The organism is Shewanella psychrophila, assembly GCF_002005305.1.
Classification (GTDB): Bacteria; Pseudomonadota; Gammaproteobacteria; order Enterobacterales; family Shewanellaceae; genus Shewanella; species Shewanella psychrophila.
The window spans coordinates 4,185,429-4,202,136 of the sequence record NZ_CP014782.1; the positions used below are offsets into that span (position 1 = coordinate 4,185,429).

Consider the following 16,708-nt stretch of genomic DNA (forward strand, 5'->3'; position numbering starts at 1 on the left):
ATGAATACGATCATACCAATAGTTAACCATAAAAGTTAGCTATTGGTAGCATGGGCAGGTAACACCGAAGGCTCATATTTAGTCAAACTAATTAATAGCAGACTCAAGACCGCCATCACCAAGCTTGAGCCCAACACCACACCTTCCCAGCCCCACTGATGCCAAAATGGCATCAGCAAAGGCCCCCCCAATGCGGCTCCCAGGTAATAACTACACAGATAAAGAGACGTTGCCTTAGCTCGATGACGCTTTGCCCTATGAGTGACCCAGGCATTACAACCACTGTGGATAAAGAAAAAGCCAAATGCTGTCATCAGGAAGCCCAAGCTGATAAACACACCTGTATCGACTAAGGTCATCAAGGATCCTAAGAACATCAGCAACAAAGATAATCGAAACAGAGTCCTGCGTCCGAAGCGCTTAATCCAACCGCCGGAATGGTAAGACGCCCAGGTACCACTAAGATAACAAAGGAAAATGAGAGTCACCTCGAAGCGGCCCCAATTAAACGGCGCCGACATCAGGTGGAGTTGAATAAAACTGAATTGATTCACCATGACTAGAAAGGCCAGGCCACCAACCAGATAGATCTGTCTGAGCTTAGCATCACGCAGATGCACCAAGAATCCATTAAGATCCTTAGCCCTGAATATCCTCAGTCTCGCTTTGCTCCTGTCTAAATTTTTTATTTTTGTCGTATTGGGTAACAGGTTATGTACCAAGAGCACACCTGCTATCGAGATAAGTAAGATAACAAAAATCACCTGGTGCCAATGCAAGTGTAATGACAGAGCACCGCCGATTAAACGGCCGGAGATCCCACCGATACTGTTCGCGGCAATATAGACGCCCCCCGCCTTTAACATGGACGCTTGGCTCAACTCGTCCTTAAAATAGGCCATGGCAATGGCGGGAACTGCCGCTAGCAAGACCCCTTGCAGTAGTCGTAAGAGCACCAGAGATGGAAAATCGCTCACAAAAATCATCATGACATCGGTCAATAACAGCAGATATAAGCTGATCATCAAGGGCGTCTTGCGCCCGATTCTGTCAGATAGTAAGGCATAAAATAGCAGTGAAAACGCCATGGCAAAGCTAGTAACCGAGAGTAATAAAGTCGAGTGACTGATATCAACATCGAAAGTCTCGGCAATCAAAGGCAAGATACCTTGCACTAAATAAAGGTTTATATAGATGACGACCGAGGCAATAGATAAGCCCCAAATAAGCCTTACCTCTTTGTTTTTATTATTTATGTTATCAGTTAAATACATAGGGCCAAGTTAGTCTTCGAACTCCATAGACATAGGTTAGCATCGACGATAACATAACTATAATAGATTAAAGCAATCGAAGTCATTGATTTTTGTTATGGATATACGACAACTTAAACATCTGGATGCCCTGGTAAAAACAGCCAGCTTCACTAAAGCGGCGCAGAGTCTGAATATGGCCCAGCCGGCCTTAAGTCAGAGCATCAAACGCCTTGAGACATCCTTAGGTGTCACCTTAGTGAACAGGGCTAGCTCAGGAAAAGGCGGCAACAAACAGCTCAGTCTCACCGCAGAAGGCAAAGCATTGCATCAGCATGCCCTGTTGATCATCAAGCAGCTGAAGCAGGCCGAGGCACACATCAAGTCAATGGCCAACTTAACCAAGGGAGAAGTCAGGATCGGTGTACCGGGTATGCTTGGCTCCTTCTACCTCCCTTCACGATTGATGGCATTTCGCCATCAATACCCAGACCTAAAACTATCTCTGTTCGAAGGCGGCACCCGGGATTCGCTCAAGATGCTTGCCCGTGAAGAGGTGGATATCGCCATCATTACCGCCCAAGATCTTAGCCCGGAATTTGACAGCCACCTGTTGCTAAGGGAGCAGATGGTGGTTGCCATGGGATCGGAGCACCCACTGGCAGAACAGGCAAGCATTAACTTAGAAGCTTTCTTCGAGCATGAGCTGGTGATGTTCAAACCCGGATATTTTCATCGGGAGTGGATGTTAACCCAAGCTAAATCCCTGGGACTCAGGGCCAATATTGCCTTCGAGACCAATCTTATCAACCTCATTAAACAGGTAGTATCACAAGGCTTTGCCATCACCAGCGTGCTGGAGATGGTGATCAGCGACAAGGATGATATTCTGGCTAAACCCTTTCAGCCCCAGGTGTTTCTCGATCTGCATATCGCCTGGAAGAGACAGCGGCCTATCAGCCAGGCAGACAGAGCCTTCGTCGATTTTTTGATGAAAAACAGGTGATCCTTAGTTTAAATTTATGGCCGTGATAAGATCGTCACAACATAGTCCTGAAAAACATTTATACCGATTGGTATTAACTGAGACAAACAGATGAATGATGAATTACAAGTAACAGACATAGAGATTGGCGACGGCAAAGAATTGGTCAAAGGCGCGTTGATCACCACACAATATGAAGGTTTTTTGCAAGACGGGACTAAATTTGATTCTTCCTACGATAAGGGCAAGGCATTCCAATGTGTCATAGGCACTGGCCGAGTGATCAAGGGCTGGGATATCGGTTTAATGGGGATGAAGGTCGGCGGGAAGCGTAAATTATTCGTCCCAGCTCATCTCGCCTATGGAGAGCGTAAAATAGGCGCTATGATCCCAGCCAACTCTGATCTGTCTTTCGAGATTGAGCTATTAGAAGTACTCACTCGGGATGACTAAAGCTTATAAATAACTATGCATAAGAGTCAGTTCCGCCTGACTCTTATATCGACCCTTTATATCAAATTCTTACGATCAAACTAGTACCAGTAAGCACTTTTTAAAATCTCATCGGCCAACTGATGAGCCTCAGCTAAACCGCATCAAATTGATTCTCTGGCATGGCTTGGATAAATGCATCCAGTTGATTACAGTTTTCGGTGATACGTAAAATATTAGGGTACTCAGTCAAATCCACTTTGAACCTATGAGCGTTATATACCTGTGGAATCAAACAGAGGTCTACTAAGGTCACACTGTCACCGAAGCAGAATCGTCCGGCATGCTTTTCCAGTTGTTTTTCCAATGCGCTGAAGCCCTCATGTATCCAGTGATGATACCAAGCAGATTTAGTTTCATCGGTTACCCCAAGTTCACCAGCCAAATACTGTAACACCTTAAGATTGTTAAGGGGGTGGATTTCACAAGCGATAGACAACGCAAGCGCGCGAACTTGTGCCTTAGGCTTGAGATCTGCAGGAAGCAAAGCAATCTGTGGATAGCACTCTTCCAAATACTCGAGAATCGCCATAGATTGAGATAATACGAACTCATCGCCACCCTCATCTATATCTACTAAGGTCGGCACTAACTCCTGAGGATTTAGCTTGCCATAATCGGTCTTATGCTGCTCACCGCCACCTTTTACCAGATGCACAGATAACAAGTCAGCATCGAGTTCTTTTAGATTCAAGGCAATCCTTACCCTATATGCGGCGCTCGAGCGCCAGTATCCGTATAGTTTCAACATAGTATGTCCTTAAAAAACCTAGACTTAAAAAAACGGGGCTAATCCAATTGAATTAGCCCCGTTCTATAAAATATTTTAAAAATTAGCCTTTATACTCGACAACTTGCTGATCAATTGAACCGAAAATAGTCTGCTCATTATCATCGAGCATCTCGATACGCACCCGATCGCCAAACTTCATAAATGAGGTCGATGGTTTACCATCGGCAATGGTTTCTAACATGCGCGTCTCGGCCAGACAGCTGGAACCCGCAGAACGGTCATAGTTTGAGATGGTCCCTGAACCTATGATGGCACCAGCACCTAATGGTCTGGTCATAGCTACATGAGACACCAACTGGCTGAAGTTAAATGTCATGTCGACACCAGCATTAGGGCGACCGAATAACTCACTGTTTAAATGAGTGATAAGTGGCAAATGTACTTTCGAATCTTCCCAGCGAGCCCCTAGCTCATCAGGTGTCACCGCAACGGGAGAGAAACTGCTCGATGGCTTAGCCTGGAAGAAACCAAAGCCTTTCGCCAACTCACCAGGGATCAAGTTACGCAGAGATACATCATTCACTAACATCAGCAGCTTAATGTGCTTCTGCGCAGAATCAGCTGACACCCCCATAGGTACATCATCGGTAATAACCGCAATTTCGGACTCGAAATCAATGCCCCACTCTTCACTCGCCAAAGGAATATCGGCTTTAGGCCCGATAAAGCAATCTGAGCCACCTTGATAGACCAAAGGATTGGTCCAGAATGTCTCCGGCATTTCAGCACCACGAGCCTTACGAACCAGCTCAACGTGATTAACATAAGCACTGCCATCGGCCCATTGAAAAGCACGAGGCAGAGGGGATAAACACTTAGCTTCATCGAAATCGACGGCATTATCGATCAAGCCATCGTTTAACGCTTCATATAGCTCTTGCAGTTGTGGCTGCAGCAGCTCCCAGGCATCGATTAACTGCTGCATCGTATGAGCAATTGCAGGCACAGCCACAGTTTTAGAAAGATCTTTACTCACCAACATCAACTGGCCATCACGACGACCATTGTTATAACTGGCTAACTTCATACCCGCTCCTATCCTAAATCTGCATCCGACTGAGTTCTGATATCAGTTGAGTGTCATGTCTATTGCAATAATGGCTATTATAATACCATTCCATATAAGTATCTGGTCAATTCAGAGACTCTCAGTTTTTCAATTCAAGGCGTATCGATGAGGAAATGGTATTCCCTTTTTAAGTCAATGTAACACCTAAGTGGAAACACTGAGAGCCTCACGCTGTGCCGCTGATGTTTAAAGCAAAGGGCAAAGCCTTTTATGCTTACGTTGAATGTTCTCGATATAGAATAACTATTAGCTTCAAACATTCACCTTGCCTACTGTGCTTTGAACTCCCGCTGCATCAGTAGATACTTACTCGGAATGGTATAAGTACCTTAAGCATAGCCAGATAGGAATAGCGTGACCTAAATCACATGATCCCCAACAAGCCCTTATTTCGTAAAGATATAATTACACTCATTATATCCAGCTAAAATAGGGGCTTTCCACCGAAAATACGATGAAAAACCCGTCAGTCTGTGGCAATAAGCTTTTACATCTATTTTTGCTTGCTAATCTTATATTCTCTGAGCTTATTGGCGATGGCAGTGTGTGAAACACCCAACTTCTTAGCAAGTTGACGCGTGCTTGGGTATGCCGGATAAAGTCGTCTTAATAGGCTGGATTCAAACTGTTTCATTGCCTGATCTAAGCTTCCCTCAAATTGATGGTCAAAATAACCGAATCCTTCCGCATAGGAGGGTAATTTCAGGTGCTCCACCGATAACTCAGCAGAGCCATCCCACATAGACACAGCCCTAAAGATGGCATTCTTAAGCTGACGGACATTTCCCGGCCAAGCATAATTGAGTAGGTGCTCACGGCATTGAGCCGAAATACGCCTAATTGGAATAGACAGCTGTTGGCTGTAATGCTCGAGGAACATCTCTGTAAGTGGGATAACATCAACCTTACGCTCACGCAATGAAGGCATGTGAAAACTCAATACATGAATTCGATAATAGAGATCTTCTCTAAACTCACCAGTCTGACACAACTCGGCCAGATTCTTCTGAGTCGAGCAGATGATCCTGACATCGGCTCTCACTTCATTGTCTTCGCCTAACCGCCTGAATGTTCCGTCCTGGAGTAAGCGTAGCAGCTTAACCTGTGCCGATTTAGACATCTCGGCAATCTCATCGAGAAAAACAGTGCCCCCCTTGCCCTCCTCAAAGAAGCCTCTCTTCACCACAGTGCCGTTACTGACGAAACCAAACAATTCCTCTTCGGCGGCGCTATCCGGCAGGGCCGCACAATTGATGGCGATAAAAGGATGCTCTCTGCGCATACTGGCATCGTGACATGCTCTGGCCATCAACTCCTTGCCCGTCCCCGTCTCCCCGGTGATCAACAGAGGTGCATCAAGCTGAGCCATACGACGTGCCTGTACCAGCACCTCTTTCATTTTGTCACTGGTCACAAGAACGTTCTCAAAACCCACTGTTTGACTCTGCAAGGCATTAAACTGTTTACCCACACGTGCCGGTGATTTCAATGACACGACGGCACCAGCAAGAATACTCTTATCACTCTCATCGGGCAGATAGATAGGTAGCATCTCGGCAAGATATTCGTTCTGGCCTATATTAACTCGGGTCGCCTGGGCCAGCACTAAGCTCTCACTGAGCCAGCGACTAAAGTTAAAACCCTGAACCCAGTGATTGAGCGGTTCATCTATTATTTCATGTTCAGCCATACCCACCGTCATGAGTGCAGATTCATTCACGATCCGTACCCGACCTTTCACGTCGATTGAAAAAACTGAATCGGGCAAGGTTTTAAGCAAGGTTTTTAAGGCGTAATGCTCTTGCTCCGATGGCATAAAGGAAACGGTGCGAACATCATGCACCCCTTCAACTTTTCTGATCAGGGGCAATAATTCGCTGAGCACATCGAAATTGACTTCAGCGAACTGAAGGTAGAGAAAACCTTGGTTACTGGCATCTATCGCGATAAGGTTAATGCCGTAACCTTCTAAAATCATCAAAATGTCTTTGGCCAGACCGACACGGTCCAAGCAACATACTTCGAGGCGCATACTGTCAAATTTCCCTTTATTAATAGTATCGTTATTGGGATAACTCACAAATAACAAGCCGTCCATTTCAAATTTGGAACTCGGCTCTTAGCAGTTCATCAAAGGCTTATACGTTAGAAGGTTATGATAAATGTGGCAAGTCTTGTTTACAGTACGAGAGGATGTTTTGAATAATTCGAGCAGGTTAATAAGTCTAACCTGCTGATTTTATATAGTTAAGTGTTAACCTAATAACTGGTCGGTCTTGGCTGCCATGATGAAGTCGTTCTTATGCAGTCCCTTGATTGAATGGGACCACCAAGTCACAGTGACCTTGCCCCACTCGGTTAAGATCCCTGGATGATGAAATTCAGCTTCAGCCAGCTCCGCCAACTCATTGGTGAATACCATGGCAAGCTTAAAATTTTTGAACTTGTAAACGCGCTCTAACTGCATCACGCCATCACGTACTTCGACACCCCAATCGGGGATCATTCTTATAAGCTCCGCAAGTTCACTGTCAGAGACTTTAGGCGCATCGGCCTGACAGGCTTCACATTTCATTTCCGATAACTTAGACATTATTCTTCCTTAGATTTTGCATATTTATTATTTAAATATCGGCGGTGTTCAACAGCCGACAAACTTCAATGACCACTAGTCACACTTTATCCATCTAATGCAGATAAATATAGCTTTAAACCATGATTAACTGGCTTTAGACTTTGGCTCATATAGGGGAGCAAACAAGCCTAGCTTTTTGGCTTCGGCTACGGCACCCATGATATCCATCTCAACGATTTCATCGAGAAACGATAGGCCATCGACGGCGTAATAGACAGGTTGCATAATATCGATGCGATAAGGTGTTCTTAATACGTCCACAAGGTTAAAAGGTTTAATCTGTGGCTCAGCTCCCATCGCATATAAGGTTTCTCCCGGTGAACTCAATATACCACCACCATAGATAGACAAGGAATCATCTCGATTGCGGATCAGACCAAACTCGACGGTAAACCAGTACAAACGAGCCAGTAATACCCTGTCCTCCTTGCTCGCTGCTAAACCTAACTTTCCATAGGCATGTGAAAATTTGGCAAAAGATTCGTTGGTCAACAGGGGACAATGACCAAACACCTCATGGAAAATGTCAGGCTCTCTTAAATAATCAAATTCATCTTTACTGCGAATGAAGGTTGCTACAGGAAACTCGCGGTTAGCCAATAGCTCAAAGAAGCGCTCGAAAGAGATCAATGCAGGCACGGCAGCCGTTTTCCAGCCCGTCATACTCAACAATACCTTATCGATATTCTGAAGCTGTGGAATGTTATTGGCCGACAAGCCAAGATCTATCAGACCTTGCTGATACTCGTTGCAGGCATATTCAGATAAATTTCCCTGCTGTCTCACATACAAGGCTTGCCAAGTGTCATGCTCTACTTGAGGGTAATCTATGTGGCCATCGGCATCCGGTAACCGAGCCACATACTCTGTATTTTTACTCATGTCTTTTTATATTACTCATTATGGTTCTCTTATTCATACTCGATCAATCTGGCTTTTTTGTTAACTCCCTCACAGTTTATTCTTTGCCTAAACCCACACCACCTTCGTAATCTTTTTGTTACAGCGAAAGTGATAAATGTCATAAACGACTAGAAATAATAGCATTTACCCGTACCTTTAACTTTACGAAATAATGTATAAGCACACTATCTCCCCTAAGTAGGCTATTAATATGGCTTTTCCTTGTCAGTTTATTAAAATAGAACAATCAGACTGTAATTATCACCAACTAAACTCGTGATAAGCGACTAAACTCAGCACGTTGAGCTGAATTGGCTACCGAATTAGGCCACTAAGGAAAGAAATGAAACAAGCGCAAATACGTAAAGCTGTGATCCCTGTTGCCGGACTAGGGACAAGGATGCTTCCTGCGACTAAGGCCATTCCAAAAGAGATGCTGCCAGTGGTCGATAAGCCGCTAATTCAATATGTTGTTAATGAAGCCATTGCCGCAGGTATCAATGAAATAGTCCTAGTTACCCATGCCAGCAAAAATCCTATTGAAAACCATTTCGATACCAGTTTCGAACTCGAAGCCCAGCTAGAGAAGCGCGTGAAACGCCAACTATTGACCGAAGTGCAGTCCATCTGCCCACCTGACGTAACAGTGATAAGTGTAAGGCAGGCACAGGCGAAAGGTTTAGGCCATGCTATCTTATGTGCGAAGCCTGTGATCGGAGATGAACCCTTTGCCGTGCTGCTACCCGATGTTATCGTCGATGAAGCCAGCTGCAACCTCAGTCAAGACAATTTGGCTGAAATGGTGAGGTTATTTAACTCTACCTGTATCGGCCAAATCATGGTTGAAGGTGTGCCCTTAGAGCAAGTCAATCAATACGGTATCGCCGACGTCAATGGCAATCAGTTAAAACCCGGTGATTCAGCACCTTTAGCTCAGCTGGTAGAAAAACCAAGCATAGAAAAGGCTCCTTCAAACCTTGCTGTCGTCGGGCGTTACATCTTACCTGCAGATATTTGGCCCTTACTGGCCAAGACTCCCGCTGGTGCGGGGGATGAGATTCAGCTCACCGATGCCATCGCCATGATGATGGAAAAGCAGACGGTAAACGCCTACTACATGAAGGGAAAGAGCCACGATTGTGGTAACAAGCTGGGATACATGCAGGCCAACATAGAGCATGCCCTGCGCCACAAAGATATAGGTCAAGACTTTACACAGTACCTAATCAATTTAGTCACAGAATTAAACGAGGATAAACAGGCATGACCATATTAGTCACAGGTGGCGCGGGTTATATCGGCAGCCATACAGTGGTAGAGCTATTAAATACGGGACAAGATGTGGTTATCGTCGATAACTTAGCTAACTCGAATATCGAAGCCTTACATAGAGTCGAAGAGATCACTGGTAAATCTGTCACCTTTTATCAAGGTGATGTGCTCAATAAAGCCTTCCTACAGAAGGTGTTTAGCGATCATCAAATCCAATCAGTAATCCATTTCGCCGGTCTTAAAGCCGTTGGTGAATCGGTGGCCCAGCCATTACGCTATTATGAAAACAATGTCACCGGCACTTTAGTGCTTTGCGAAGTCATGGCGGCTAACAATGTCAAAAATATAGTCTTTAGCTCATCGGCCACTGTTTACGGTGATCCTGCCAGCTTGCCTATCACCGAAGACTTTCCTACAGGTGCAACTAACCCCTATGGTCAGTCCAAGCTAATGGTCGAGCATATATTACAAGATTTGCATCATTCAGATCCAAGCTGGAACATAGCCATACTAAGGTATTTTAACCCAGTAGGAGCCCATAAGAGTGGCCGCATTGGTGAAGATCCTAACGATATTCCTAATAACCTGATGCCATTTATCGCTCAGGTAGCAGTGGGGAAACGTGATAAACTCAGCGTGTTCGGTGATGATTATGACACCCATGACGGTACCGGCGTTCGTGACTATATTCATGTGGTCGACTTAGCCATAGGTCATCTACGGGCTTTAGAGAAACTCAAAGCTCAGTCTGGCTTGGTAACCTATAATTTAGGCACAGGCCAAGGCTACAGCGTCATCGATATGGTGAAAGCCTTTGAAAAAGCCTGCGGTAAGCCCATCAAGTATCAAATTGTCCCACGCCGTCCGGGTGATATTGCCGCTTGTTATGCGGATCCAGACAAAGCCCAGAACGAGCTTAACTGGAAAGCGACACATAGCCTGGAAGACATGGCCAGTAGCAGCTGGCACTGGCAGTCGAGTAATCCTAACGGCTATGGACAATAGATAGGTTCTAGGTTCTAGGTTCTAGGTTCTAGGTTCTAGGTTCTAGGTTCTAGAACCTTAGCTTTTCACTCAATTAAGCAGTAGCAAATGAGCAATATTAATCAGAGTCGTCGACGCATTTTTAGTCGAAAAAAATCCAACGCCATACGGCCACCATGGAGTAAAACAGATATCGAATTTACCGATATCTGTTCCCGCTGTGATAAATGTATTAAAGCTTGTGAGACACAGATTATTTTTCGGGGAGATGGTGGCTTTCCTGAGATTAATTTTGCCGATGACGAGTGTACCTTCTGTAAGAAGTGCGCTGAGGTTTGCCCCGAACCATTGTTTATCGATACCGAGCAAGCCCCCTGGGAATTAAAGGCTATAGTTCAGGAATCTTGTCTAGCTTATAAGGGAGTCTGGTGCCAAAGTTGTAAAGATGCCTGCGATGAGCGGGCCATTAGCTTTAATCCCGCCATCGGCCAGGCCCCAAAACCTCAGATAAACACAGAACTGTGCACTGGCTGTGGCGCCTGCGCAGCCCCTTGCCCCACAAATGCCATCAACTTACTCTCCCTTGACCAATAAACAGAGTAATAGCTCTAGCCAATTAAGACAAGGCACAGCCAAAAAAATGACATTTTAGTGCCAAATATTAGTGGTTTGTTTACTGCGGGTTTAAGGTTAATATCAGCTTATTCATGATCTAGTTAGTAGAGCATTATGTTCGGAAATAAGAAAAGCAATACAGGACTCACCTTCGTAGCTCAAGGCACTAAACTCTCTGGCGAGAGTCACTTTGCTGGAGAAGCCCTCATAGGTGGCGAAATGTACGGAAAGGTGAGTTCAACGGGAAAAATCACCATAGAAACTGATGGTTATGTTGACGGAGAACTGAACTGCGACGAATTGAAAGTCTCGGGTAACTTCAAGGGTAAACTTAAGTGTAAAAAACTCAATATCACCAGCACTGGTACCGTTGAAGGTGAAATAGCCTGTGAGTCTATGGAGATATTTGAAGGAGGTCAGTTTATCGGTATGCGTGTGAGAGAAGATATCGCCTTATTGAACACTGTCTCACGAGACGAAAACAGTCACGTTGAACCTAAATCAGATATTCAAGGTGAGCTGCAAGCAAATTAACCAGCGGAAAACATAGTTTCTGGCGCCTTCCTTGGCGCCTCATCAAGCCATATGCTTACTCTTGGCTCTGTCTTATCGTTAATAGGTATTCTCTGAGCAATTTAACAAACTCATCTGCGGGTCTGTCCAGACAGTCTATGGGAACATAAATATGGAAGCCCAAATTCTTACTCAACATTTCGCATCTATGTCCGAACATTGCCAGTACACCTCTGTAACGCTCTTCATTGACCATTAATGGGGTAAACTCCGAGTTCATATAGGCTTCCAACTCCATTAGGTCTTCATCTAGGGTCACTGCAGACATCAGCAATGGTCGCTGTTCGGTTAGCAGGCCAGTGGCGAGTCGACCTGGGATCATATCCAGCACAGGATTGATTTTCTTGAGCTTGATGCCAATATAGGGTAATTGGATAGACTCAAAACCATCCAGTCCACGGGGAATATCTATCCTCTGTACATTCTCCCAATCAAGAAAAATACTGCCGCGTCTGTGGTGATACTTAAGCCCTTGTTGGTTAAGCTCTAGGCTAACTTCAGGTTCGAGAATTTTGGACACCCCAAGTACCAGAGATATCACCCCTAATGAGAAGCAGAGCATACCTGGGGCAAACATGGTTGTAGAGGACAAGAATAAACTTATGCCTATTGTCAGGGCGATTGCGCCGACTAAGGTCAAAGTCCTGCTGTTACGCTTAAATTTCGAGTTAATCTGTACTACTTCAATATCCAAGATTTATCCTAAAAGATCTATTTGCTGCTATGGGGTTTCAATTTCAAGTTTATCTGTGCTGCTTTTATATCCAACCGTTATCCTAAAAGATCTATTTGCTGCTATTGGGTTTCAATTTCAAGTTTATCTATGCTGCTTTTATATCCAACCGTTATCCTAAAAGATCTATTTGCTGCTATTGGGTTTCAATTTCAAGTTTATCTATGCTGCTTTTATATCCAAGATTTATCCTAAAAGATCTATTTGCTGCTATTGGGTTTCAATTTCAAGTTTATCTGTGCTGCTTTTATATCCAACCGTTATCCTAAAAGATCTATTTGCTGCTATTGGGTTTCAATGTCGAGTTGTTCTGTAGCTCTTTCATATTTAAGTCTAAACCAAAGCCTGCCCACATATTCATGAATGGCCCGCTGAGATGAGAGTAAGTTATTAGCATCGAGCTGCCACCAATAACCTTGTCTAGCAATAAAGTCTGTAGGGGCGGCTTCAGGGCTCAACCCCTGACTGTGAAAGATAGCCATAGACCTTGCCATATGGGTCGCGGAAGTAACGAGTCTAAATGGATAGTTACCCACATCCCATTTAAGATATTGGGCTTCTTCTATGGTGTCTTTGGCTAATGGGAAGGTGATGATACGATCTTTAGGGATCCCTAGCTGCATGGCGGCCTCGGCCATCACTTGAGCGTGGGGTGTTTTTGAGACGCTTCCTCCCCAGCCACTAACAATCAAAATACAATCTTTGCCCAATTTATACTGGCGTACCCCTTCGGTTAATCTAGCCAAGGCCGTAGTCGATAGCTTGTGAACAGCAGCTCCAGATACTCCATCATCATGGCCACTGCCCAGCACCATGACTAAACAGCCGGCACCTATAGCTTGGTTATTGACTTGGTATTGCTCTTCAAGAGAAGTAGTGAGTAGATTGCTCCCCACAGAGCTACTCAGAAAGGCCAGAATAACAACTGCAACGGCCAATACAGAACGAACCAGTTTACGGTTTCTCAGCATCACGATGCAAAATAGCAATAATAGAACAACCAAAGGAATTGGCATAAAGAGTTGTGAGATTGCTTTTTTAAGCCAAAACATCATGTTGCTAGCCCAGTGAACCTAATTTCGGGCTAGTCTAACATAAGTTTTTATCTCTGTAGCTTAAGTGACATGGGGATTACCACAACCAAGCAGCACCTCGCACACCAGATGAGCAACCATATAGGTTCTGCACCACAGGGGTACGACACTCGCCACCAACCACATATTTTACTAACACTTGGGGTAATTTAGGGTAAATGGCATCTATGTTGGACATGCCTCCCCCCAATACGACTACATCTGGGTCTAAGGAATTGATCACATGGGCAAGTGATCTGGCCAACCTGTCTACATAGCGATCAAATGCTGCCACGGCCCGAATATCACCGGCATCGACCAGTTCCATGATTTCAGAACCTTTGGTCACATTACCTCCGGCTAGATTGAAGTCACGCACAAAGCCAGTGCCAGAAATGAAGGTCTCGATGCAGTCATGATTACCACAAAAACATGAAGTGGAATTAAACTCCTCTTTAGACATCCATGGCAATGGATTATGGCCCCATTCCCCACATATCCCATTACCGCCACTGTGAACGCGGCCATTGATGGCGATCCCTCCTCCACAACCTGTTCCTATAATGACGCCAAACACCACACCTTTGCCAGCGCCTGCACCATCGACAGCTTCAGAGACGGCGAAACAGTTAGCATCATTAGCGACCCTAACTTCACGACCCAAACGTTGACCTAAATCGATGTCCAGAGGCTTGCCATTAATCCAAGTTGAATTTGCATTCTTAACTAAGCCTGAAAAGGGCGAGATAACACCAGGTATCCCAACACCGACACTTCCCGTCATGCCCAATGTCGCCTCAGCTTCCCCCACTAGGCTCACTATGGTATCAAGCGTCGCCTCGTACTCTCTAGGTGTGGGCAAACGTTTCCTAAAAAGCTCTTTTCCCTCAGTATTCAAGGCTACCAGCTCTATTTTGGTTCCACCAAGATCTACGCCCATTCGCAACATCTGTCTTACTCCACTATCGACTCTTAATAATTTTGACTTTTTAGCCTGACTGACACTCTCAACTTCTGTTCTAAGCATAACCAGTATGCCTGTAAACCTTTGAGATACTTAATAACATTTTCATCATAGTACATCGAAAAGGTACTAGTTAACCTCATCTATACCCGCCAGATTAATTTAAGCCGCAAGTTAAAGATAGTCACCTTAATGTACTGCAATCGTATTCACCACTAACGAAGCATAAATTGAGATTCCTGTTTCGGGTACAATCTCGAGTAATCACGCCCAATCAGAAAAAAATTAGCACTTTTTATCCTAGGGATAAATCCATGTGCCCTCGCTCCAACCTCAAAAAGTCGTTAATAAAGAAATCCATTTCTTCGGCACACAAGCAACTTAGGAAAACGTAAGTCGCTTCAATTTAATGACAAGACACATCCGCAATCTTGCCCTTTAAAGGCTCGATACTAATATTGGAAAAGACCAAATTTAACTTCCCACTGCTGGACAAAGAAAATGAAGCACTCACCTGCTCAAGATCCAGTCCGGCCTGAGTAAAACATACAAGCTCAACGGTAAGCGTCTGCCACAGCTTAGGCTCTATTGAAATAACGGAACCTTGAAACCTTTTCATATCGACAGCCGACTGATTAACTAAGATCACCTCCCCTTTACCCTGGCCATTGAAAACGAGCTGGCAGGCATCCTCCTGTACATCCTTATCATGGGTTTGATATTCAACAAACTCACTGCTCTGCAAGCTGCTCAGAACAGGCTCCCTAATCCCCTTACTGCCAATCATTAACTGCCAAGGCGCCTTAACTGAACCATCAAAAATTGTCATTGTATTGGTTAGCATTATTTTCCTATCAAGCTTTTCAGACAAAGCAGAGCTCAATGGATCAACCTCTCCATAACTAAGCCCATAACCATAAGGGAATAAAGGTGCATACTCACTATCAAAGCGATTGACCTTAGTCTGCTGAGCAGTGGCTGGCCATGAATATGACAACTTGCCCACCATGTCATAATTCACACTGCATCGAGATTGGAAAACTGGACTTGTGTAATACCATCGCCTTCGTTGCCTGGCAACCAAGCCACCACAAACCCATCAGATGCATTAAGCTCAGTATTAACCCAGAGGGGTCTCCCCGTTAAAAACACAGAGACCACAGTAATGCCTTGGGCCTTAAGCCGCTTTAACAGGGCCAAATCATGCTTAGTTCCCGCTTGAAATTCGAGATGCTCGACATCTCCTACTCCCTCGGCGTAGGGTTCTTCTCCAAACACCACAATAGCCACAGCGGGTTTATGGCTGTATTCACCGTTCACAATCAGCTCAACCTGGCCACCCTCCGCATTAACAGTATCGGCAATCCCTTGATAGATAGAGCTGCCTCCAGGGAAATCTGCGTTACTGTTGTTGGTTCCCTGCCAGGTAATACTCCAGCCACCGGCTTGTTTACCTATGTTATCTGCACCATCACCAGCAACTAAAACACTCAGCTTAGGCGATAAGGGCAAAATATTACTTTGGTTTTTAAGCATAACCAGAGACTCACGCACCGCTTGCCTGGCAATATCTCGGTGTGCTTTAGCACCAATCAAGGCCGTTTTACCCGATAGTACTCGCTTGGCTGGGCTAGGTTTATCAAACAAACCCGCTCGTAGTTTGACTCTGAGAATTCGGCTCACAATATCATCGATGCGCGAAGTCAGGATCTCACCGCTTCTCACCTGCTCTAAGATATTTTCATACAGAGGCTTCCAAGCAGCTGTCGGCACCATAAAGATATCGAGTCCGGCATTAGCCGCCTGAGCACAACTTTCATTGCTACAACCGGGCACTTGTCCGTGACCATTCCAGTCCCCCTACCACTAAACCATCAAAGCCCATGCGTTCTTTCAGTACTTGGGTCAAAAGATAGTGATTGCCATGGTTTTTGACTCCATTCCAACTTAGTGTGGCGTGGCGCCTTGGCATATTTAGCCGTGTTTTATACTGACACCTTTGGTTTAACCGCAGCGGCAGCGGCCATGCTGTTTTTAGTCGTCCGTCTATCCTATGGGGTTAACGACATCATCATGGGGATGATTGCTGACCGAACATCCACGCGATGGGGGAAGTTCCAACCCTGGAATTTAATATCCACGCCTTTTCTGGCACTGTTTATGGTCTTATGTTTCACCACTCCAGATTGAGTGACCAAAATAAACTGATCTATGCCTATATCACTTACATAGGTTTAACCTTGGCTTATACTCTCAATAATGTCCCCTACTCCGCATTAATGGGCGTAATGACTGCCAGTGATACCGAGCGTACCAGCCTTTCAGGGTTCAGGTTGGCGGGGGCCTTTGGCGGGGTCTGTTAGT

At 45.0% G+C, this 16,708-nt stretch carries 17 protein-coding genes and 1 pseudogene; 7 read left to right on the plus strand and 11 right to left on the minus strand.

Features of this window, described 5'->3' with window-relative positions; genetic code table 11:
- Positions 1–35: 35 nt before the first annotated feature.
- Positions 36–1,274 carry an MFS transporter gene (locus sps_RS18035; RefSeq protein ID WP_077753772.1) on the minus strand — a complete coding sequence of 413 codons (1,239 nt, stop codon included), beginning with the start codon at positions 1,272–1,274 and terminating at the stop codon, positions 36–38.
- A 97-nt stretch (positions 1,275–1,371) separates the two neighbouring features.
- Here sps_RS18035 and sps_RS18040 point away from each other — a divergent pair, with 97 nt between their 5' ends.
- Both sps_RS18040 and sps_RS18045 read left to right on the plus strand, forming a co-directional pair.
- On the plus strand, positions 1,372–2,259 hold the full coding sequence (locus sps_RS18040) for a LysR family transcriptional regulator (protein WP_077753773.1): 888 nt from the start codon (positions 1,372–1,374) through the stop codon (positions 2,257–2,259).
- A gap of 90 nt (positions 2,260–2,349) precedes the next feature.
- Complete coding sequence (locus sps_RS18045; RefSeq protein ID WP_077753774.1) at positions 2,350–2,691, plus strand: FKBP-type peptidyl-prolyl cis-trans isomerase; 342 nt, start codon at positions 2,350–2,352, stop codon at positions 2,689–2,691.
- Positions 2,692–2,824: 133 nt separating this feature from the next.
- Here the strand turns inward: sps_RS18045 and maiA are convergent, their stop codons facing one another.
- The 5 genes from maiA to phhA form a co-directional block, all read right to left on the minus strand.
- On the minus strand, positions 2,825–3,478 hold the full coding sequence (gene maiA / locus sps_RS18050; protein ID WP_077755753.1) for a maleylacetoacetate isomerase: 654 nt from the start codon (positions 3,476–3,478) through the stop codon (positions 2,825–2,827).
- A gap of 85 nt (positions 3,479–3,563) precedes the next feature.
- Positions 3,564–4,550 (minus strand): fumarylacetoacetate hydrolase family protein, encoded by a 987-nt coding sequence (locus sps_RS18055; protein ID WP_077753775.1) that lies wholly within the window; start codon positions 4,548–4,550, stop codon positions 3,564–3,566.
- A 535-nt stretch (positions 4,551–5,085) separates the two neighbouring features.
- The gene (gene tyrR, locus sps_RS18060) at positions 5,086–6,624 is read right to left on the minus strand and encodes a transcriptional regulator TyrR (protein ID WP_077755754.1); all 1,539 of its coding nucleotides are present in this window, start codon (positions 6,622–6,624) and stop codon (positions 5,086–5,088) included.
- Between the two features lie 222 nt (positions 6,625–6,846).
- Positions 6,847–7,185, minus strand: coding sequence for a 4a-hydroxytetrahydrobiopterin dehydratase (locus sps_RS18065; RefSeq protein ID WP_077753776.1), 339 nt, complete (start codon positions 7,183–7,185; stop codon positions 6,847–6,849).
- Positions 7,186–7,311: 126 nt separating this feature from the next.
- Complete coding sequence (gene phhA, locus sps_RS18070; protein ID WP_077753777.1) at positions 7,312–8,109, minus strand: phenylalanine 4-monooxygenase; 798 nt, start codon at positions 8,107–8,109, stop codon at positions 7,312–7,314.
- 364 nt (positions 8,110–8,473) lie between these two features.
- On the opposite strand from phhA, the gene galU reads away from it, so the two are divergent.
- The 4 genes from galU to sps_RS18090 all read left to right on the plus strand — a co-directional run bounded on the left by galU (position 8,474) and on the right by sps_RS18090 (position 11,535).
- Positions 8,474–9,397, plus strand: a complete 924-nt coding sequence (gene galU / locus sps_RS18075; protein ID WP_077753778.1) for a UTP--glucose-1-phosphate uridylyltransferase GalU — start codon at positions 8,474–8,476, stop codon at positions 9,395–9,397.
- Positions 9,394–10,407 (plus strand): UDP-glucose 4-epimerase GalE, encoded by a 1,014-nt coding sequence (gene galE, locus sps_RS18080; protein ID WP_077753779.1) that lies wholly within the window; start codon positions 9,394–9,396, stop codon positions 10,405–10,407. Before galU ends, galE begins: the two co-directional genes overlap by 4 nt.
- A gap of 87 nt (positions 10,408–10,494) precedes the next feature.
- Positions 10,495–10,980, plus strand: a complete 486-nt coding sequence (napF, locus tag sps_RS18085; RefSeq protein ID WP_077753780.1) for a ferredoxin-type protein NapF — start codon at positions 10,495–10,497, stop codon at positions 10,978–10,980.
- Positions 10,981–11,115: 135 nt separating this feature from the next.
- Positions 11,116–11,535: a bactofilin family protein gene (locus sps_RS18090; protein ID WP_077753781.1), complete on the plus strand. Its 420-nt coding sequence runs from the start codon at positions 11,116–11,118 to the stop codon at positions 11,533–11,535.
- 55 nt (positions 11,536–11,590) lie between these two features.
- Here sps_RS18090 and sps_RS18095 read toward each other — a convergent pair whose 3' ends face one another.
- The 5 genes from sps_RS18095 to sps_RS29240 all read right to left on the minus strand — a co-directional run bounded on the left by sps_RS18095 (position 11,591) and on the right by sps_RS29240 (position 16,180).
- Positions 11,591–12,268, minus strand: a complete 678-nt coding sequence (locus sps_RS18095; protein ID WP_077753782.1) for a DUF2982 domain-containing protein — start codon at positions 12,266–12,268, stop codon at positions 11,591–11,593.
- 323 nt (positions 12,269–12,591) lie between these two features.
- Positions 12,592–13,362 carry a YdcF family protein gene (locus sps_RS18100; protein WP_077753783.1) on the minus strand — a complete coding sequence of 257 codons (771 nt, stop codon included), beginning with the start codon at positions 13,360–13,362 and terminating at the stop codon, positions 12,592–12,594.
- 76 nt (positions 13,363–13,438) lie between these two features.
- A complete protein-coding gene (mak, locus tag sps_RS18105) occupies positions 13,439–14,329 on the minus strand; it encodes a fructokinase (RefSeq protein WP_077755755.1) in 891 nt (296 codons plus the stop codon).
- Positions 14,330–14,750: 421 nt separating this feature from the next.
- Complete coding sequence (locus tag sps_RS29235) at positions 14,751–15,341, minus strand: putative glycoside hydrolase (RefSeq protein WP_237157873.1); 591 nt, start codon at positions 15,339–15,341, stop codon at positions 14,751–14,753.
- A 20-nt stretch (positions 15,342–15,361) separates the two neighbouring features.
- Positions 15,362–16,180 carry a glycoside hydrolase family 3 protein gene (locus sps_RS29240; RefSeq protein ID WP_418346673.1) on the minus strand — a complete coding sequence of 273 codons (819 nt, stop codon included), beginning with the start codon at positions 16,178–16,180 and terminating at the stop codon, positions 15,362–15,364.
- Positions 16,181–16,324: 144 nt separating this feature from the next.
- Between sps_RS29240 and sps_RS28930 the strand changes: the two are divergent.
- Positions 16,325–16,707: pseudogene (locus sps_RS28930) on the plus strand (MFS transporter).
- Position 16,708: the final 1 nt, after the last annotated feature.